Annotated in this window: 16 protein-coding genes; 9 read left to right on the plus strand and 7 right to left on the minus strand. The window is 72.3% G+C overall.

The features are described 5' to 3' along the window. Positions 1 to 141 precede the first annotated feature (141 nt). Positions 142 to 1,347 carry a bifunctional adenosylcobinamide kinase/adenosylcobinamide-phosphate guanylyltransferase gene (locus AB0472_RS44060; RefSeq protein WP_366365156.1) on the minus strand — a complete coding sequence of 402 codons (1,206 nt, stop codon included), beginning with the start codon at positions 1,345 to 1,347 and terminating at the stop codon, positions 142 to 144. A 203-nt stretch (positions 1,348 to 1,550) separates the two neighbouring features. On the opposite strand from AB0472_RS44060, the gene AB0472_RS44065 reads away from it, so the two are divergent. After that, on the plus strand, positions 1,551 to 1,763 hold the full coding sequence (locus AB0472_RS44065; protein ID WP_234542644.1) for a hypothetical protein: 213 nt from the start codon (positions 1,551 to 1,553) through the stop codon (positions 1,761 to 1,763). Between the two features lie 50 nt (positions 1,764 to 1,813). Here the strand turns inward: AB0472_RS44065 and AB0472_RS44070 are convergent, their stop codons facing one another. The 3 genes from AB0472_RS44070 to AB0472_RS44080 form a co-directional block, all read right to left on the minus strand. Then, the gene (locus AB0472_RS44070; protein WP_366365157.1) at positions 1,814 to 2,884 is read right to left on the minus strand and encodes a trypsin-like peptidase domain-containing protein; all 1,071 of its coding nucleotides are present in this window, start codon (positions 2,882 to 2,884) and stop codon (positions 1,814 to 1,816) included. A gap of 76 nt (positions 2,885 to 2,960) precedes the next feature. Continuing rightward, on the minus strand, positions 2,961 to 3,662 hold the full coding sequence (locus AB0472_RS44075; protein ID WP_366365182.1) for a methyltransferase domain-containing protein: 702 nt from the start codon (positions 3,660 to 3,662) through the stop codon (positions 2,961 to 2,963). A gap of 83 nt (positions 3,663 to 3,745) precedes the next feature. Continuing rightward, complete coding sequence (locus AB0472_RS44080) at positions 3,746 to 4,420, minus strand: DUF3043 domain-containing protein (protein ID WP_366365158.1); 675 nt, start codon at positions 4,418 to 4,420, stop codon at positions 3,746 to 3,748. 202 nt (positions 4,421 to 4,622) lie between these two features. Between AB0472_RS44080 and AB0472_RS44085 the strand changes: the two genes are divergently transcribed. From AB0472_RS44085 to AB0472_RS44110, 6 genes are all read left to right on the plus strand, one after another. Then, entirely contained in the window at positions 4,623 to 5,414 is a 792-nt protein-coding gene (locus tag AB0472_RS44085) for a PspA/IM30 family protein (protein WP_361283413.1), read from the plus strand. A 28-nt stretch (positions 5,415 to 5,442) separates the two neighbouring features. Beyond that, on the plus strand, positions 5,443 to 5,721 hold the full coding sequence (locus AB0472_RS44090; protein ID WP_366365184.1) for a hypothetical protein: 279 nt from the start codon (positions 5,443 to 5,445) through the stop codon (positions 5,719 to 5,721). Between the two features lie 192 nt (positions 5,722 to 5,913). Next, positions 5,914 to 7,182: a histidine kinase gene (locus AB0472_RS44095; RefSeq protein WP_366365159.1), complete on the plus strand. Its 1,269-nt coding sequence runs from the start codon at positions 5,914 to 5,916 to the stop codon at positions 7,180 to 7,182. Then, the gene (locus AB0472_RS44100; protein WP_366365160.1) at positions 7,179 to 7,862 is read left to right on the plus strand and encodes a response regulator transcription factor; all 684 of its coding nucleotides are present in this window, start codon (positions 7,179 to 7,181) and stop codon (positions 7,860 to 7,862) included. The genes AB0472_RS44095 and AB0472_RS44100 overlap by 4 nt, the downstream gene beginning before the upstream one ends. Positions 7,863 to 8,049: 187 nt before the next feature. Further along, positions 8,050 to 11,163 carry an efflux RND transporter permease subunit gene (locus AB0472_RS44105; protein ID WP_366365161.1) on the plus strand — a complete coding sequence of 1,038 codons (3,114 nt, stop codon included), beginning with the start codon at positions 8,050 to 8,052 and terminating at the stop codon, positions 11,161 to 11,163. Positions 11,164 to 11,277: 114 nt separating this feature from the next. Next, positions 11,278 to 13,512 (plus strand): PQQ-binding-like beta-propeller repeat protein, encoded by a 2,235-nt coding sequence (locus AB0472_RS44110; RefSeq protein ID WP_366365162.1) that lies wholly within the window; start codon positions 11,278 to 11,280, stop codon positions 13,510 to 13,512. Positions 13,513 to 13,534: 22 nt separating this feature from the next. Here AB0472_RS44110 and nadA read toward each other — a convergent pair whose 3' ends face one another. Next, positions 13,535 to 14,719, minus strand: coding sequence for a quinolinate synthase NadA (nadA, locus tag AB0472_RS44115; protein WP_366365163.1), 1,185 nt, complete (start codon positions 14,717 to 14,719; stop codon positions 13,535 to 13,537). 323 nt (positions 14,720 to 15,042) lie between these two features. On the opposite strand from nadA, the gene AB0472_RS44120 reads away from it, so the two are divergent. Next, positions 15,043 to 15,399 (plus strand): iron-sulfur cluster assembly accessory protein, encoded by a 357-nt coding sequence (locus tag AB0472_RS44120; RefSeq protein ID WP_030951236.1) that lies wholly within the window; start codon positions 15,043 to 15,045, stop codon positions 15,397 to 15,399. A gap of 71 nt (positions 15,400 to 15,470) precedes the next feature. Here AB0472_RS44120 and AB0472_RS44125 read toward each other — a convergent pair whose 3' ends face one another. Both AB0472_RS44125 and AB0472_RS44130 read right to left on the minus strand, forming a co-directional pair. Beyond that, positions 15,471 to 17,249 carry a hypothetical protein gene (locus AB0472_RS44125; protein WP_366365164.1) on the minus strand — a complete coding sequence of 593 codons (1,779 nt, stop codon included), beginning with the start codon at positions 17,247 to 17,249 and terminating at the stop codon, positions 15,471 to 15,473. Positions 17,250 to 17,353: 104 nt separating this feature from the next. Beyond that, on the minus strand, positions 17,354 to 17,563 hold the full coding sequence (locus AB0472_RS44130; RefSeq protein ID WP_366365165.1) for a hypothetical protein: 210 nt from the start codon (positions 17,561 to 17,563) through the stop codon (positions 17,354 to 17,356). A 132-nt stretch (positions 17,564 to 17,695) separates the two neighbouring features. Between AB0472_RS44130 and AB0472_RS44135 the strand changes: the two genes are divergently transcribed. Continuing rightward, entirely contained in the window at positions 17,696 to 18,670 is a 975-nt protein-coding gene (locus AB0472_RS44135; protein ID WP_366365166.1) for a carbohydrate kinase family protein, read from the plus strand. Positions 18,671 to 18,733: the final 63 nt, after the last annotated feature.

The raw sequence follows: 18,733 nt of genomic DNA on the forward strand, positions 1-18,733 counted from the left end.
GGGGTGGGGGGGGGTTCTTCCGGGGGGGGGGGGGGGGGGTTGCGCGCCTTATCCCCCCCCGGGGTGGGGGGGGGGGCCCCCCCCCCCCCCCCGGCCGGGGGAGGCACCCTGCCAGCGCCGGTAAGCGCCCCCCGCCCCCACTCACCTCAGCACCACCGCCTGCCCGGCCACCACCAGCACCACCTGCTCGCACTCGCCCGCGAACGCCACGTTCAGGCGCCCCAGTTCATCCCGGTACCGGCGCCCGGACGCCGTGGCCGGCACGATCCCCGACCCCACCTCGTTCGACACGGCCACCACCGTCCGCCGCGTCCCCCGCACCGCCTCCGTCAGCTCCCGCACCCGCTCCCGCAGGGCCTTCTCCCCGCCCGACGCCCACTCCGTGTCGTCCCACGCCCCGACGGCGTCCATCGCGTCCGTCAGCCACAGCGACAGGCAGTCGATCAGCAGCGCGGGCCCGTCCTGCGCCAGCAGCGGCACGAGGTCGCACGTCTCCGTCGTACGCCAGGACCCCGGCCGCCGATCCCGGTGCGCGGCCACCCGCGCCGCCCATTCGGTGTCCCCGCCGCGCGTACCGCCGGTGGCGATGTAGAGCACGTCGGGGAAGGACTCCAGCCGCTGTTCGGCCTCCACGGACTTCCCCGACCGGGCGCCGCCCAGCACCAGCGTCCGGCGCGGCACGTCGGGCACGTCCTCGTACACCCCGACCGTCAGCGTCGTCCCGTCCGGCACCGCCCGCGCCCCGGCCGCGGCCAGCCGGCGGCGCAACTCCGCGCCGGGCGGCACGTCGTGGCCGAGGTGGACGGCGACGACGTCCGTGGCCGGCCCGACCGCGCCGACCGCCCGCAGGCGCGCCAGCGCGTCCGGGCGCCCCACGACGTCCAGGAGCACCAGGTCGTACCCGTCCGGGCTCCCGTTCCCGTTCTCCAGCCCGGCCTGCGCCCCGCCCGGCGGCAGGTACAGCAGCCGCTGCCCGTCGGGGCCGGTCACCGCGTACCCGGTGCCGCCCGCGTCCATCGCCACGGCCCGCACCCGATGCCCCGTCAGCAGCGCCAGCTCCCGGCCGTCCGGCACCCGCCCCGGCTGCGGCAGCCCGGCCGGCACCTCGACGGCGGGCCCGTCGTGCGGATGCGACAGCAGCACCTGCCGTACCCCGCCGAGGGACAGCCCGGCCCGGGCCGCCGCGAACGCCGCCCCCGGCGTCAGGTCGAGCAGCAGCGTCCCGTCGACGAGCACCGCGGTCGCGGCCCGTGCGTCCGCCCCGACGGCCGTCGCACAGGCCGCACAGGGACAGCCGGGCTGAGGCAGCCCCGCGGGAGCACCGGTACCGAGCAAAGTCACTTCCACGGGACTGATTCTCACCCGCCCTCGGCGCCGACGCTGCGTGCCGCGCCCCTGAACGGGGCGCTGGGGGCACCCCCGGCCGAAGGCTGGGGGAGGAACTGCCCGACGACCCCCACGAGCCCGCAGACACCCCACAACCTGCGGAGTCGTATCGACCCGCCCACCTCACGGCATACGATGCAGCGGTTGGATCAAAGGAGGCCTACATGGCGGCATGGACATGGCGGTTCGAGAAGGCCGACGGGACGGAGGTCCAGCCCGCGGTGGAGCCCGAGGAGTTCACCACCCAGGGCGACGCCGAGTCGTGGATCGGCGAGCAGTGGAAGGCCCTGCTGGCCGGCGGCGCCGACCAGGTGCGGCTCTACGAGGACGCCACCGAGATCTACGGGCCGATGAGTCTGCACGCGGACGAGTCCTGAGGCGTGCCGGTCCGGGGCGGCCCTCACCGGCCGTCCCGCCGGTCACCGCCTCACTGCTCGCCCAGCGTCACGTCCACCGTCGTGCCGATGCCGTCCCGGCTGTAGGTCACCGTCGTCTTCTGCCCCGGCCGGTCCGCGGCGAGCGACTCGGCCAGTGAGGTGATGGTGGTGACGCGGTCGTCACCCAGTCCGGTGATGATGTCCCCGGGCCGGATGCCCGCCTTGTCGGCCGCGTCGCCGTGCTCGACGGTCACCACGGCCACCCCGGCCGGCTGGTAGTTCGCGTCGACCACCGTGCGCCCGGAGATGCCCAGCGCGGCCCGCCCCGAGTCGGTGACCTTCCCCTGCTTGACGATCTGGTCGGCGACCGTCTTCACCATCGACCCCGGGATGGCGAACCCGATCCCGGGCGCCGCGCTGCCGCCGAGGTCGGGATCGCTCGCGGCGAGCGTCGGGATGCCGATGACCTGGCCGTTCAGGTCGACCAGGGCGCCGCCGCTGTTGCCGGGGTTGATGGCCGCGGAGGTCTGCACCATGTTGGGGATGGTGGCGCCCGTACCGCCGCCCGCCGTGTTCTCGCTGACGGTACGTCCGGTCGCCGACACGATGCCCTCGGTGACGCTGGACGACAGCCCGAGCGGCGATCCCATGGCCAGCGTGATCTGCCCGACCGCCACCTTCTCGGTGTCCCCGAAGGTGGCCGCCTTCAGCCCCTCCGGGATCCGGTCGAGCCTGATCACGGCCAGGTCCTGCTGGGGGTAGGAGTACACCAGCGTCGCGGTCAGCGGTTCCTCGGTGTTGGCCGTCGTCACCTTGAACTTCTTCTCGTTCCCGACGACATGCGCGTTGGTGACGATGTGTCCGTTGCCGTCGTAGACCACGCCCGACCCCAGGTCGCTGGTGCCCTGGATCTGCACGACCGACGGCAGGACGTCCTTGATCACCTTCTGGTACCGGTCCTGCAGCTGCGTCGCCGCCAGGGGGACGGCCGCCGCCTGCGCGGCCGAGGCGTCCTCCGCACCGTCGCCGTCGAAGGCGGAACATCCGGAGGCCAGGGCGAGGCAGCAGGAACCGAGCACGGCGGCCGAACGCAGGGTCCGGCGGGCGGGGGAAGCGTCCATGCCCCGAGTCTCGCCGCCGCGTCGGCGCTCCGGCTCGCGCTGCTGGCCCGAACGAGCGGTACCGGGTGAGGCGGCGTCAGCCGCGGACCCCGCACAGGTGCAGCAGCGCCGCGACCGCCCGGTACGGATCCGTCCGCCCGGCCCGTTCCTCCGCCGCGAGCAGCGTCTCCAGGTCGGCCGGTGCCCCGGCGCCGTCCGCGGCGGTGTCCGTGAAGACCCGTACGCCGTACCAGGACTGCAGCGGCGCCCCGATGCCGGCGAGGGTGCCGGTCAGGGTGGTCAGCCGGTCGGCCCGGACGTCCAGGCCCAGCCGGTTGCGGTAGGAGACGGTGTCGAAGGAGTCCAGGGCGCCCGCCCAGTCACCGCTCAGCCCCGGCCGCATCGCCAGCGCGTCGGCGTTGCGCACCAGCAGCGACAGCAGCCCGCCCGGGGCCAGCATCCGGGCCAGCCCGGCGAGCAGCGCGTCCGGCTCCTCGACGTACATCAGCACCCCGTGGCAGAGCACCACGTCGAAGCTGCCCGGCAGGAAGTGGACGCCCGTGTCCTGCCCGTCCCCCTGGACGATCCGCACCCGCTCGCGGATGCCCTCCGGCTCGGCGGCCAGGGCCTCCCGCGCGGCCGCGATCATCGTCGGTTCCCGCTCCACACCGGTCACCTGGTGCCCGGCCCGGGCCAGCCGCAGCGCCTGGGTGCCCTGGCCCATCCCCACGTCGAGCACCCGCAGCCGCTGCCCGACCGGGAACCGCCCGGTTATCTGCTCGTCGAGCTGACGGGCCACCAACTGCTGCCGGACCACGTCACGCAGCCCGCCCAGCCTGCCCAGCCAGGACTTCGCCGCACCCCCGGAGAACGGCTCTGTGCTCAGGGCCGCTCTCCGCGCTTGACCTGAGGCTTGGGCAGCCGGAGCCGGCGCATCTGGAGGGAGCGCATCAGGGCGTAGGCGACGGCGCCCTTCTTGTTCTGGTCGGGGAAGCGCTCGGCGAGGCGTCCCCGCAGCCGCAGTCCGCTGATCACCGCGTCGAGCACGATCAGCACGATCACGACCAGCCACAGCAGCAGCGCGATGTTCTTGATCGCCGCGTTGTTGACCACGCTCATGACCAGGATGACCACGGCCAGCGGCAGGAAGAACTCCGCCACGTTGAAACGCGAGTCGACCCAGTCGCGGGCGAACCTGCGGACCGGGCCCTTGTCACGGGCCGGCAGGTACCGCTCGTCGCCGGTGGCCAGCGCCTGGCGCTGCCGCTCCATGGCGGCGCGCCGGTCGTCGCGCTGACGCTTGGCCGCGTCCTTGCGCGTCGTCGGCGTGTTGGCCACGCTGCGCCGCTGGGTCTGGGCCTCACTGCGCTTGGGCGTGGGCCTGCCCTTCGGGGCCTGCGGGTCACGGGTCTGCTTGGAGTCGGTCACGACCGCCTTGTCGGCGGGGGCCTTCTCATCCTTGGCACGGCTTCGGAACACAAAACCCAAGGGTACGGGGTCACCGGGTGTGGGCCCTAGTCCGGCGGGGAACGATCCCGCAACGCCAGTCGTCTCCATGGGGGGACAGAGGGGACGTTGCAGGCGCTTCGCTCAGGGGGGGACACCTACTACCTGTGCCGGAGCGGAGCTGTCGGTAGTCGTCCTTGGGGATGAGCGCATCGGTCCCCGAACAGTGCGGTAATGGATGCAGGGCCCGTACTGTGGGTTCTGTCGCAGGATCGGTGAGCTGGAGTCCGTCAGAAGGGGGCGCGCGAAGCCCATGAGCGGTGTCATGAAGCGTATGGGGATGATCTTCCGCGCGAAGGCGAACAAGGCCCTGGACAGGGCCGAGGACCCGCGCGAGACCCTCGACTACTCGTACCAGAAGCAGCTGGAGCTGCTGCAGAAGGTCCGCCGCGGCGTCGCCGACGTGGCGACCAGCCGCAAGCGGCTCGAACTCCAGCTGAACCAGCTCCAGCAGCAGTCCGGCAAGCTGGAGGACCAGGGCCGCAAGGCGCTCGCCCTCGGCCGCGAGGACCTCGCCCGCGAGGCGCTCTCCCGCCGCGCCGCCCTCCAGCAGCAGGTGACCGACCTGGAGACGCAGCACGCCACCCTTCAGGGCGAGGAGGAGAAGCTCACCCTCGCGGCCCAGCGCCTGCAGGCCAAGGTGGACGCCTTCCGCACCAAGAAGGAGACCATCAAGGCCACCTACACCGCGGCCCAGGCCCAGACCCGCATCGGCGAGGCCTTCACCGGCATCTCCGAGGAGATGGGCGACGTCGGCCTCGCCATCCAGCGCGCCGAGGACAAGACGCAGCAGCTCCAGGCCCGCGCCGGCGCCATCGACGAACTCCTCGCCTCCGGCGCCCTCGACGACCCCACCGGCACCGCCAAGGACGACATCGCCGCCGAGCTGGACCGGCTCTCCGGTGGTACGGATGTGGAGCTGGAACTGCAGCGCATGAAGGCCGAGCTCGCCGGCGGATCGCCCCAGCAGGCGATCGAGGGCGGCACCGGCCAGGGCCAGCAGGCGCAGCAGCCGCAGGACACCCCACGCTTCGACAAGCAGTAGCCGACGCCTGGAGGGCGACATGGCCGACATGGTCGTGAGGATCATGGGGGAGGGCCAGGTGAGGCTGGCCGACAGCCACCTCACCGAACTGAACAAGCTGGACGACGAGCTCCTCGCGGAGACCGAGTCCGGTGACGAGGCATCCTTCCGCCGCACCCTGACCGCCCTCCTGGACAAGGTCCGGGAGCTGGGCACGCCGCTCCCGGACGACGCCCTGGAGCCCTCCGACCTCATCCTCCCGTCCCCGGACGCGACGCTTGAGGAGGTCCGGGCGCTGCTCCGGGACGACGGCCTGATTCCGGGCTGACGGTTGGGAAACAGCCCGTCCGGCGCGTGAGGAGGAGCGCCGGCGAGCACTCTTTCCAGCCCGTCCGGCGTTCGAGGACGAGGCCGTTCACGCCGAAGCCGGGGTCCGGGGGCGGCAGCCCCCGGGGACGGTGCCCTCAGCGGGCCGAACCGACAGTTCCGGCCCGCACCGACCCGCCGTACTGTTCAGTACGTGAGCACTCTCGAAAGAGCCCGCTGCAGAGCCGGCGCCCATCCACTCGCCGTGGACGCGGTCATCGCCGCCGGCGCCCTCGTCTGCATGGTCGTGAGCTCTTTCGCCGAACCGCACGGCGGGCACGGCGTCGCCTGGGGCGTCCGCGTCCCGGACCCTCTCAGCCTGCTGCTCATGACGCTCGCCGCCGCGGCCCTGGTCTTCCGCAGGCACGCCCCGAAGACGGTCCTGGCCGTCACCGGCGCCGCCTCCGTCGTGGAGTGCATCACCGGCGACCCCCGCGCCCCCGTCGCGATGGCCGCCGTGGTCGCCCTGTTCACCGTCGCCGCCACCACCGACCGCCGCACCACCCTGCGGGCCGGCCTGCTCACCATGACCGTGCTCACGGCCGCCGCGATGGCCGCCGGACCCCTGCCGTGGTACGCCCAGGAGAACCTCGCGATCTTCGCCTGGACCGGCATCGGCGCCACCGCCGGGGACGCCGTCCGCAGCCGGCGCGCGGTCTTCCAGGCCATCCGCGAGCGGGCCGAGCGCGCCGAGCGGACCCGTGAGGAGGAGGCCCGCCGCCGGGTCGCCGAGGAACGCCTGCGCATCGCCCGGGACCTGCACGACGTCGTCGCCCACCACATCGCCCTGGTCAACGTGCAGGCCGGGGTCGCCGCACACGTCATGGACAAGCGGCCCGACCAGGCCAAGGAGGCCCTCGGTCACGTCCGCGAGGCCAGCCGCTCCGCACTGAACGAACTGCGGGCCACCGTCGGCCTGCTCCGTCAGTCCGGCGACCCGGAGGCACCGACCGAGCCCGCCCCCGGCCTGCACGTCCTGGACGAACTCGCCGACACGTTCCGCAACGCCGGCCTCCAGGTCGAGGTGGCCCGCGCCGACCAGGGCACCACCCTGCCGGCCGCCGTCGACCTGGCCGCCTACCGGATCATCCAGGAGGCCCTGACCAACGTGCAGAAGCACGCGGGACCCGACGCCAAGGCCGAGGTCAGCGTCGTACGCGTCGGACCGCACATCGAGGTCACCGTCCTGGACAACGGCTCCGGCGAGGACACCGCCCCGGAGGAGGGCGGCGGCCACGGGCTGCTCGGCATGCGCGAGCGCGTCACCGCCCTGCGCGGCACCCTCACCACCGGCCCCCGCTACGGCGGCGGCTTCCGCGTCCATGCGATCCTGCCGGTCAAGACCGACACCGACGACCGTACGGGCGACCGTACGACCGGCCGTGCCAAGGGCCGTGCGGCCGCCCTGGGGGATTCCGTATGACGATCCGTGTCCTGCTCGCCGACGACCAGGCACTACTGCGCAGCGCGTTCCGGGTGCTCGTCGACTCCGAGTCCGACATGGAGGTGGTGGGCGAGGCCTCCGACGGCGCCGAGGCGGTGCGGCTGACCAGGGAGCGCGAGGCCGACGTCGTCCTGATGGACATCCGGATGCCGGGCACGGACGGACTGGCCGCGACCCGGCTGATCTGCGCCGACCCCGCCCTCGCCCACGTCCGGGTGGTGATCCTCACGACCTTCGAGGTGGACGACTACGTGGTCCAGGCACTGCGTGCGGGCGCCTCCGGCTTCCTCGGCAAGGGCAGCGAACCCGAGGAGCTGCTGAGCGCCATCCGACTCGCCGCCGGCGGTGAGTCGCTGCTCTCCCCGACCGCCACCAAAGGCCTGATCGCCCGCTTCCTGGCCCAGGGCGACCTCGCCGACGACGGTCGCGCCCCGGCCCGCGGCGAGCGGCTCGACGCACTCACCTCACGGGAGCGCGAGGTACTCGTCCAGGTCGCCGGGGGGCACTCCAACGACGAGATCGCCGAGCGCCTGGAGGTCAGTCCGCTGACCGTGAAGACGCACGTCAACCGGGCCATGGCCAAGCTGGGCGCACGGGACCGGGCGCAGCTCGTGGTGATCGCGTACGAGTCGGGGCTGGTCCGCCCGAGGATGGACTGATCTCCACCCGGGCGTACTGCGGGCGGAGTAGCAGCCGGACAAGGGAACGGCACTCAGGGGCTACCCGAGCAGGTCCGCGCATCGGCGAGAGTGGTGCGGTGGGCGCTCACAGGTGCCCCCCGTGCCGTTCATCCGCCGCTCACAGCAGCTCCGCTCACAGCAGCTCACCGAAAAGAGACCCTGACCCATGTCCTGGCTGTCCAGATTCAGCCTCGCGCAGCGGGCCCTGATAGGCCTCATCTCCCTGATCGCGCTCGTCTTCGGGGCGATCGCCATCCCGCAGATCAAGCAGCAGCTGCTGCCGACCATCTCCCTGCCCATGGTGTCGGTCGTCGCCCCGTACCAGGGCGCCTCGCCGGACGTCGTCGAGAAGCAGGTCGTCGAGCCGATCGAGAACAACCTCGAAGGCGTCGACGGTGTCACCGGCGTCACCTCCACCGCGAGCGAGGGCAACGCCGTGATCATGGCGTCCTTCGACTACGGCAACGACACCAAGCAGCTGGTGGCCGACGTCCAGCTGGCCGTCAACCGCGCCCGGCTGCCGCAGGACGTCGACCCGCAGGTCATCTCCGGGTCCACGGACGACATGCCGACCGTGGTCCTCGCCGTCACCTCGGGCAAGGACCAGCAGGCCCTCGCCGACCAGCTCGACAAGACGGTCGTCCCGGCCCTGAAGGACGTCGACGGCGTCGGCCGCGTCCAGGTCACCGGCGTCCGCGACCTCCAGGTGGACGTCACCCCCGACGACGCCGGGCTGGCCAAGGCCGGTCTCACCTCCGCGGCCCTCGCCCAGTCGCTCCAGGCGGCCGGTGCGACCGTCCCGGCGGGCTCCTTCGACGAGGACGGCGCCAACCGCACCGTCCAGGTCGGCGGCGGCCTCACCTCGCTGCGGCAGATCAGGGACCTGATGGTCACCGGGCAGGGCGTGCGCAAGCCCGTGCGCCTCGGCGACGTGGCCACGGTCAAGGAGCAGGAGGCGCCCGCCGACTCCATCACCCGTACCGACGGCCGGCCCAGCCTCGCCGTCAACGTGACGATGGACCACGACGGCAGCGCGGTCTCCATCTCGAACGCGGTCAAGGACAGGCTGCCGAAGCTGCGCCGGGACCTCGGCTCGGGCGCCACCCTCACCGTCGTCAGCGACCAGGGCCCGGCGGTCTCCAAGTCCATCAAGGGCCTGACCACCGAGGGCGCCCTCGGCCTGCTCTTCGCGGTCCTCGTCATCCTGGTCTTCCTGGCCTCGGTCCGCTCGACCCTGGTGACGGCGGTGTCCATCCCGCTCTCCGTGGTCCTCACGCTGATCGTGCTGTGGACCCGCGGCCTCTCCCTCAACATGCTGACCCTCGGCGCGCTCACCATCGCGATCGGCCGGGTCGTCGACGACTCGATCGTGGTCCTGGAGAACATCAAGCGCCACCTCGGCTACGGCGAGGAGCGCAGGGCCGCCATCCTCGGCGCGGTCCGCGAGGTGTCCGGCGCGGTCACCTCCTCCACCCTCACCACGGTCGCCGTCTTCCTCCCGATCGGCCTGGTCGGCGGCATGGTGGGCCAGCTGTTCGGCCCCTTCAGCCTCACGGTCACCGCGGCCCTGCTGGCGTCCCTCCTGGTCTCCCTGACGGTCGTACCCGTCCTGTCCTACTGGTTCCTGCGCGCCCCGAGGAGCACCCCCGAGGACGCCGAGGAGGCCCGCCGCAAGGCCGAGGAGAAGGAGGCGAACAGCCGCCTGCAGCGCCTGTACGTCCCCGTGCTGCGCTTCGCGACCCGGCGCCGCCTCACCAGCGTGCTGATCGCGATCGCGGTCCTGGTCGTCACGTTCGGCATGTCCGGGCTGCTGAAGACCAACTTCTTCGACCAGGGCGACCAGGAGGTCCTCACCGTCAAGCAGGAGCTGAAGCCCGGCACCAGCCTGGCGGCGACCGACGTACAGGCGAAGAAGGTCGAGAAGCTGCTCGCCTCCATCGACGGCGTCAAGGACTACCAGGTCACGGTCGGCTCCTCCGGGTTCATGGCGGCCTTCGGCGGTGGCACCGACACCAACCAGGCGTCGTACTCGGTGATGCTGGACGACTCGAAGTCGTACGACCGGGTGCAGAGCGCCATCGAGGACGGTCTGCACAAGCTGTCCGGCATCGGTACGACCACGGTGTCGGCCGGTGACGGCTTCGGCAGCCAGGACCTGAGCGTCGTCGTGAAGGCGGCCGACGGCGACGTGCTGCGCAAGGCCTCCGAGCAGGTCCGGGCCACGGTCGCGGGGCTGGACGACGTCACCGACGTCACCAGCGACCTGGCGCAGAGCGTGCCGCGCATCTCGGTGAAGGCCAACTCCAAGGCGGCGGCCGCCGGTTTCGACGACCAGACGCTGGGCGCCGCCGTCACCCAGGCGGTCAAGGGCACCACGGCCGCGAAGGCGACCCTCGACGACACCGAGCGGGACGTCGTCGTGAAGTCCGCGAAGCCGGCCGAGACCCTCGCCCAGCTGCGGGCGCTCAGGCTGGGCCCGGTGAAGCTCGGCGACATCGCCACCGTGAAGCTGGTGGACGCGCCGGTGTCGATGACCCGGATCGACGGCCAGCGCGCCGCGACCATCAGCGCCAAGCCCACCGGTGACAACACCGGCGCGGTCAGCACCCAGCTCCAGTCGAAGATCAAGGCGCTCAAGCTGCCGGCGGGCGCCAGTGCCTCGATCGGTGGCGTCACCTCCGACCAGGACAGCGCGTTCAAGAACCTGGGCCTGGCGATGCTCGCGGCGATCGCGATCGTCTTCATGCTGCTGGTCGCGACCTTCAGGTCCCTGGTCCAGCCGCTGATCCTGCTGGTCTCCATCCCGTTCGCGGCGACCGGCGCGCTCGGCCTGCTGGTCGTCACCGGCACCCCGATGGGCGTCCCCGCGATGATCGGCATGCTGATGCTGATCGGCATCGTGGTGACGAACGCGATCGTCCTGATCGACCTCGTCAACCAGTACCGCGGCCAGGGGTACGGGGTCGTCGAGGCCGTGGTCGAGGGCGGCCGGCACCGGCTGCGCCCGATCCTGATGACGGCCCTGGCGACGATCTTCGCCCTGCTCCCGATGGCGCTCGGTGTCACCGGTGAGGGCGGGTTCATCGCCCAGCCGCTCGCGGTGGTCGTGATCGGCGGCCTGATCAGCTCCACCCTGCTCACGCTGCTGCTCGTGCCGACGCTGTACGCGATGGTCGAACTGCGCAAGGAGCGCCGGGCCGGCAAGCGGGCCGCGAAGAAGGGCCCGCGGGACTCGGAGTCCGCCCCCGTCTCCGAGGAGCCGCAGCCCGCGGCCGTATGACGGTCCCGCGAACGGCGGCCGGTTTCCGGAACACCACCGGGAACCGGCCGCCCACGCGTACCGGTTCCGTATGCTGGCGCCGCGAACTGCACGGTGGGGAAGGGGAGTTTCGGCGTGCCGCTGCACAAGGACGACCCGCGGTCCCTCGGCGGGTACAGGCTCGCCGACCGGCTGGGGGCCGGCGGGATGGGCATCGTCTACCGGGGCCGCTCGCGCTCCGGGCGCGAGGTCGCCGTCAAGGTGGTGCACGCCCAGTACGCCGAGGACCCGGTCTTCCGCGCCCGGTTCCGGCAGGAGATCGAGGCCGCCCGCCGGGTCAGCGGCGCCTTCACCGCCCCCGTCCTGGACGCCGACCCGGACGCGCCGACGCCCTGGATGGCCACCCAGTACGTGCCAGGACCCTCCCTCGCCGCCCGCATCCGGGCCCACGGCGCGTTCCGCGTCACCGAGTTGCGGCCACTGGCCCTCGGTCTGGTGGAGGCGCTGCGGGACATCCACCGGGCCGGGGTGGTGCACCGTGACCTGAAACCGGCCAACGTCCTGATGGCCGAGGACGGCCCCCGCGTCATCGACTTCGGCATCTCCCGGGCCGCGGAGAACCACAACACCCTGACCGAGACCGGGCAGATGGTCGGCACGCCGCCGTTCATGTCCCCGGAGCAGTTCACCGACGCCCGTACCGTCGGCCCCGCCTCCGACGTCTTCTCGCTCGGCGCGCTGCTGGTGTACTGCGTCACCGGACGTGGCCCGTTCGACGCCGACAGCCCCTACCTCACCGGCTACCGGGTGGTCCACAACGAGCCCGTCCTGGACGGTGTCACCGGCCCGCTGCGCGTGGTCCTGGAGCGCTGCCTGGCCAAGGACCCGGACGCCCGGCCCGCACTCGACGAACTGGCCCGCCAGTTCGGGGCGGCCCTGCCGGAGCCGTCCTGCGCCGAACCGCAGACCCTGACCCTGCGGCTGCCGGCCACGCACCCCGGCCGCCACGCCCAGGCACCCGACGCCGTCACCCCGCCGGTCGCCGGCCGCCGCGCCCGTCGCCGTGCCTCCCGGGTGCTGCTGGCCGCGGCCGCGGTGACCGCCCTGGCCGTGACCGGCTACTACCTGCTGGAAGGCGCCGGGAACGGCGACGCCGAGGCCCGCACCGGCTCCGCCACGTCCGCCGGCTCCCGCTGGGGTGCCCTTCCGACCGGCTGGAAGCCCTGGCAGACAACGGTGTCCGCGACCGCCGGACAGGGGGTGCGGAAGGCGCCCGGCTACGAGGGCGACACCTCGCCCTCCTGCGTCTCGGACGGCTCCTCCGTCTACTGCGGCGGCAGCGCGCTCCTGCCCACCCGGGTCGACGCCACCAGCGGCCGGACCCTGTGGCGGGCCGGCATAGCGCCCGCGGGCGTGCCGGCCGACCGCTACATCACGACCGTCCTCGGCGTGGACGACGGCCTGGTCCTCGTCGAACTCCAGATCACCGACGCGAACGGCGCGGGCAAGGCCCAGTCCGTCATGGCGCTCGACGGCAAGGACGGCAGCAGGCTCTGGTCCCACCCGGTCCGCACCGACAGTCTGGGCTCGGCCTACGGCGACGGGGTGACCCTGACCCAGGAGGGCGACGGCGGCACGTTCACCGTCCGCTCGGCACGGGACGGCAGCGTGCGCAGCACCGTGCCCGTGCCCCGCGGCTGGCTCTGCTCGATGCTCTCCGCGGGCGACTTCCCGTACGTCGACTGCGGCGACCAGAGGGACGGCTCGCACGCCACGAGGTTCTACGTCGTGCACCCCGCCGACGGCTCGGTGCGCACCCTGGACTCGCCGGCCCAGACGGGCAGTTTCGTCGGCACGCTCTCCGGACGGCTGCTCTTCCTGGAGTCGGACGACCAGGACGTCGAGAACGGCCCCGACCTGATCTACCACCGCATCGTGCGCGTCGACCCCAACACCGGGAGGCGCACCCTGACCGCGCTGCCCGAGAAGTACCGGGGCGGCCTGCCCACCCTGGCCCACGGCACGCTCTACCTCGCCACCTCCAGCGGCCTGGTCACCGCGTTCTCGCCGACGACCGGGGCCCGGCTGTGGGAGAGCCACACGACCCTGGAGTCGCCGGGCCAGGCCTCGGTGGACGCCCGGGGGCGCACGGTGTACATGGCGGCCATGAGCGGACGGGTGGCCGCGCTCGACGCGGCCGAGGGCACCGTCCTGTGGGAGTCCTCGGCCCGCGCCGAGGTGCTCGGCAACAGCGGCCTGCTGCCCACGGTCTGGTTCAACCGCGGCGCGCTGGTCCTGTCGACCTCCGACGGCACGATCTTCACCCTCGACCCCGCGCACCCCGAGCGCAGACCCGTCGGCCCGGGGTGACACGGGCGCCGTAGGGCTACGGCTACGGCAGCGCCAGCATCCGCTCCAGGGCCAGCTTGGCGAACGCCTCGGTCTCCTTGTCGACCTCGATCCGGTTGACCAGGTTGCCCTCGGCCAGCGACTCCAGGGTCCAGACCAGGTGGGGGAGGTCGATGCGGTTCATGGTGGAGCAGAAGCAGACCGTCCTGTCGAGGAAGACGATCTCCTTGCCCTCGGGAGCGAAACGGTTCGCCAGGCGGCGGACCAGGTTCAGCTCGGTGCCGATCGCCCACTTGGAGCCGGCCGGGGCCGCCTCCAGGGCCTTGATGATGTACTCCGTCGAGCCGACGTAGTCGGCGGCGGCCACCACCTCGTGCCGGCACTCCGGGTGGACCAGGACGTTCACGCCCGGGATGCGCTCGCGCACGTCGGCGACCGAGTCCAGCGAGAAGCGGCCGTGCACCGAGCAGTGGCCGCGCCACAGGATCATCTTCGCGTCGCGCAACTGGTCGGCGGTGAGGCCGCCGTTGGGCTTGTGCGGGTTGTAGACCACGCAGTCGTCCAGGGACATGCCCATGTCCCGGACGGCGGTGTTGCGTCCCAGGTGCTGGTCGGGCAGGAACAGCACCTTCTGCCCCTTCTCGAACGCCCACTCCAGCGCGCGCCGCGCGTTGGACGAGGTGCAGATGGTGCCGCCGTGCCTGCCGGTGAACGCCTTGATGTCCGCGGACGAGTTCATGTACGAGACGGGGACGACCTGTTCGGCGATCCCGGCCTCGGTCAGCACGTCCCAGCACTCGGCGACCTGCTCGGCCGTCGCCATGTCGGCCATGGAGCAGCCGGCCGCGAGGTCGGGAAGGACCACCTTCTGGTCGTCCGAGGTCAGGATGTCGGCGGACTCGGCCATGAAGTGCACACCGCAGAACACGATGTACTCGGCCTCCGGGCGGGCGGCGGCGTCCCGGGCCAGCTTGAAGGAGTCGCCCGTGACATCGGCGAACTGGATGACCTCGTCGCGCTGGTAGTGGTGGCCGAGCACGAAGACCTTGTCACCGAGCTTCTCCTTGGCCGCGCGGGCACGCGCCACCAGGTCCGGGTCGGACGGCGAGGGGAGGTCTCCGGGACACTCGACGCCCCGCTCGCTCTTCGGGTCGGCCTCACGGCCGAGCAGCAGCAGGGCGAGCGGAGTCGGCTGTACGTCGAGCTCCGTGGTCTGGGCGGTGGTCACGGCACGCACCCTTTCTACTTTTCGTCGTTCTGACGTTATCTATCATAACCGCTTCACGTCACTTTGACGATGGCCATAGCGTCGATGTGACATCAATCCCGGCGCCGAACGGGCGGGTGACCGCCGGGTGGACGCCGGGTGGTCGCCTTGTGCGCAGGTCGCCGTGGGTGGCCACGGCGACTGCTGTGCGTCACTTCGGGCATGTGCGAGCATGAAGACGTAGGAAAAACGCGAGAACGCGCATGCCGGCCCGGAATGAAACAGCGGACCCGCCGGTTGCACTCGTCGGCAAGCAGTCTCCGTACAACCCGGGAGAGATGTAGATGTCCGTATCGGACGAGACCAGCACCGCCACCGACGGCATCATCCTGAGCGACGCCGCCGCGGCCAAGGTCAAGGCCCTGCTCGACCAGGAAGGCCGTGACGACCTCGCCCTGCGCGTCGCCGTCCAGCCCGGTGGCTGCTCCGGCCTGCGCTACCAGCTCTTCTTCGACGAGCGTTCCCTGGACGGTGACGTCGTCAAGGACTTCGGCGGCGTCAAGGTCGTCACCGACCGCATGAGCGCCCCGTACCTGGGCGGCGCGTCGATCGACTTCGTCGACACCATCGAGAAGCAGGGCTTCACGATCGACAACCCGAACGCGACCGGCTCCTGCGCCTGCGGCGACTCCTTCAGCTGAACCGAAGGGCACAACGGCAGGAAGGCGGCGGCCCCTCGTGGTGAGGGGCCGCCGCCTTCGTGTCCGCGTCCTCAGCCCACCTGCGGGCTCAGCGTCGTCGGCTTCTCCTTCGGGACGGCGCTGCCGTCCGTGCCGACCACCTTCCGGCCGTCCAGCGGCGCCGCCAGCCGCACCGCCTGGTGGTACTGCTTGGCGATCATCACGCAGATCTTGTCCGGCCAGGGCGTCGCGGTCACCTTCACCACCACCTGCTCCGAGCCCTCGTCCGCCGTCACCTTGTAGTCGGCGCAGACTCCGCCGGTGAACGCGACGACCAGTTCGCGGTCGTCGGTCGTGTATCCGTCCACCTTCACGTCCTTCGGGGCGCCCGGCGACGAGCCGGGGCCGGCCGAGGCGGAGGCCAGGTACTTCGGGTCCACCGCCGGATGGGTCACGGTGTACGCGTCCGCCGCCCCGCGCACCTGGAACAGCCAGGACGGCACCAGCGCCTGCCGCCCGGCGACGGACTGGGCGGCGAGCCCGAACACCGCCTTCTCGACCACGGCCGAGTCCGTGGCCGACGCGGACGCCGACGGCGAGGATGCGGACGGTGACGTCGCGCCGCACGGCTGCTCCAGCCGGTCCTTCAGCGGTACGGGACTGGCGCAGCCGCCGATGCCCATCCGGTGGTCGGACCGCGGCGCCGCGTTCATCAGCGCCAGCGTCTTCGCTGCGCTCAGGACCGGATACGTGTCGCCCTTCGCGGGCGTCGCGAGCATCCCGTTGCCGCCGACCACCTCGCCCTGCCTGCTCACGGTCAGCCCGGTCGTCCAGCCGTACGTCGGCAGCCCGCCCACCACCGGATCGGCGTTCACCACCCGCTGGGCGCCCATCACCTGGCTCGCGTCGAGCTTCGCGTCGTCCTGGCCCAGCGCCTTCAGCACCGGCGCCGCGGCCCGCTCGGCCTCGCCGACGCTCACCGGGGCGCCGGCCGGGTCCGCCGGGTCCTCGGTGCACACCAGGCCGCGCTTGCAGTTGTCGGTGCCCGGGGCATAGCGGCTGTACGTCCAGAGGCCCGGGGCCGCCCGGTTCACCTGGAGGCTCCCGCCCGAGCCGTCGTGGTCGGTCCCCACCTTCCAGACGTCACCCTCGGCCACCGGGGCGCCCTCGATCCCGAGCGCCTTCGCCAGCGCGGCGACCCGGCCCTCGGAGACCTCGCCGGAGGGCTGGTACACCGTGGCCGAGCCGGGGCCGGCGGGGAGCGTCCCGCTCGCCCTGTAGGTCACGCCGTACGGGTTGGGCTCGCCCGGAGCCACGCCGTTGCCGCCGGAGGAGTAGCCGTCCAGGGCGAGGGGCGGGGGAGTGGCCCCGCCGGACGCGCCCGCGGCCGTACCGCCGCCGGAGCCGGAGCCCGTGTTCGCGGCGAGGTAGGCACCACCTCCGCCGACCAGGAGCACGGCGGCGGCCACGGAGGCGATGACGAGGGCGGGGGAGCGGCGGCGGGGGGCGGGATCATCGGCCTCGGTGCCGGCCTCGGCTGCGGTTTCGGCCTCGCCACCGGCTTCGGCCTCGGGTGTCTCGGGAGCCTCCTCCGGCTCGGGAGCCTCTTTCAGCTCGGCAGTCTCCGCCGGCTCGGGAGTCTCCTCCCGTTCCGGAACCTCCGTCGCGACGGCCTCCGGGGCATCGGCGGACTCGGTGGCCTCGGCGGACCCCGTGGTGGTCTGCGTGTCGGCGTCGGTGTCGGCGTCGGTGTCGGCGGTCACCTCGGGCTCGGCAGCCTTCGGCGACTCCGTGACCTGCCGGGCCTCGGGGGGCTCCCCGGTGCCGCCCGCGGCCGCGTCGTCGTCGTTCTCGGGTCGCTCGCTCTTCACCGCATCGCTCCTTGCCGCGTCGTATCCCGCCTCCCCTTCACGGGGGACGGCGATGGGACGCGGGAGGGGAGCGCGCGGTTCCCTGGGAACGCGCCGGGCGGAACTCAGTCGCCGTAGTCGGACATCGCGTCCAGGAGTCTGGCGGACTTCTTCGGCACGGTCACCCCGTGGATGAGTGACGGCGGCACCGGACGGGCATGGCTGTGATCGGGAACAGCCCAGTGCGGAGCCATCCGGGCGCAGTCCCCGCGCAGCGACGCGAGGTCGCCGTCGAGGTCGGCCGGAGCGGGGGCGTGGGCCTTGAGGTTCGTCATGACGGAACGGTAAGCACGCCGTGGGCCGCGAAGAAAGATCTACTATCGGGTAGTTTTGGCACCTTCAGGGTGCCCACGCCGACCCGGTAGCGTTAACTGTCAATTACGCCTCCCCTCAGGAGAGTCCCAGCCGTGCGCATCGCAGTCACCGGCTCCATCGCCACCGACCACCTCATGACGTTCCCCGGCCGCTTCGCGGACCAGCTGGTCGCGGACCAGCTGCACACGGTCTCGCTGTCCTTCCTGGTCGACAACCTGGACGTGCGGCGCGGCGGCGTCGGCGCGAACATCGCGTTCGGCATGGGACAGCTCGGCACCCGGCCGATCCTGGTCGGCGCGGCGGGCTTCGACTTCGACGAGTACCGGGCCTGGCTCGACCGGAACGGCGTCGACACGGAGTCCGTCCGCATCTCCGAGACCCTGCACACCGCGCGTTTCGTGTGCACGACCGACGCCGACCACAACCAGATCGGCTCCTTCTACACGGGCGCGATGAGCGAGGCCCGGCTGATCGAGCTCAAGACGGTGGCCGACCGGGTCGGCGGACTCGACCTGGTCCTGATCGGCGCGGACGACCCGGAGGGCATGCTCCGCCACACCGAGGAGTGCCGGACCCGGTCCATCCCCTTCGCCGCCGACTTCTCCCAGCAGATCGCCCGGATGAACGGCGACGAGATCCGGATACTGCTGGAGGGCGCGACGTACCTCTTCTCCAACGAGTACGAGAAGGGGCTCATCGAGACGAAGACCGGCTGGAGCGACGAGGAGATCCTCGCGAAGGTCGGCCACCGGGTCACGACGCTGGGTGCGCGCGGGGTGCGGATCGAGCGGGTCGGCGAGGAGGCCATCGAGGTCGGCTGCCCCGACGAGGACCGCAAGGCCGACCCGACGGGCGTCGGCGACGCGTTCCGCGCCGGGTTCCTGTCCGGGCTCGCGTGGGGGGTCTCGCTGGAGCGGGCGGCCCAGGTGGGCTGCATGCTGGCGACCCTCGTCATCGAGACGGTGGGTACGCAGGAGTACCAGCTGCGCCGGGGCCACTTCATGGAGCGGTTCACCAAGGCGTACGGGGACGAGGCGGCCGAAGAGGTTCGGGGCCACCTGGTCTGAGTTTCGGGTGCGGCGGCGCGGGGGCTGGTCGTGCAGTTCCCCGCGCCCCCAGGAGCGGGCGCG

It is taken from the genome of Streptomyces sp. NPDC086777, from assembly GCF_040702065.1.
In the GTDB taxonomy this organism is placed as follows: domain Bacteria; phylum Actinomycetota; class Actinomycetes; order Streptomycetales; family Streptomycetaceae; genus Streptomyces.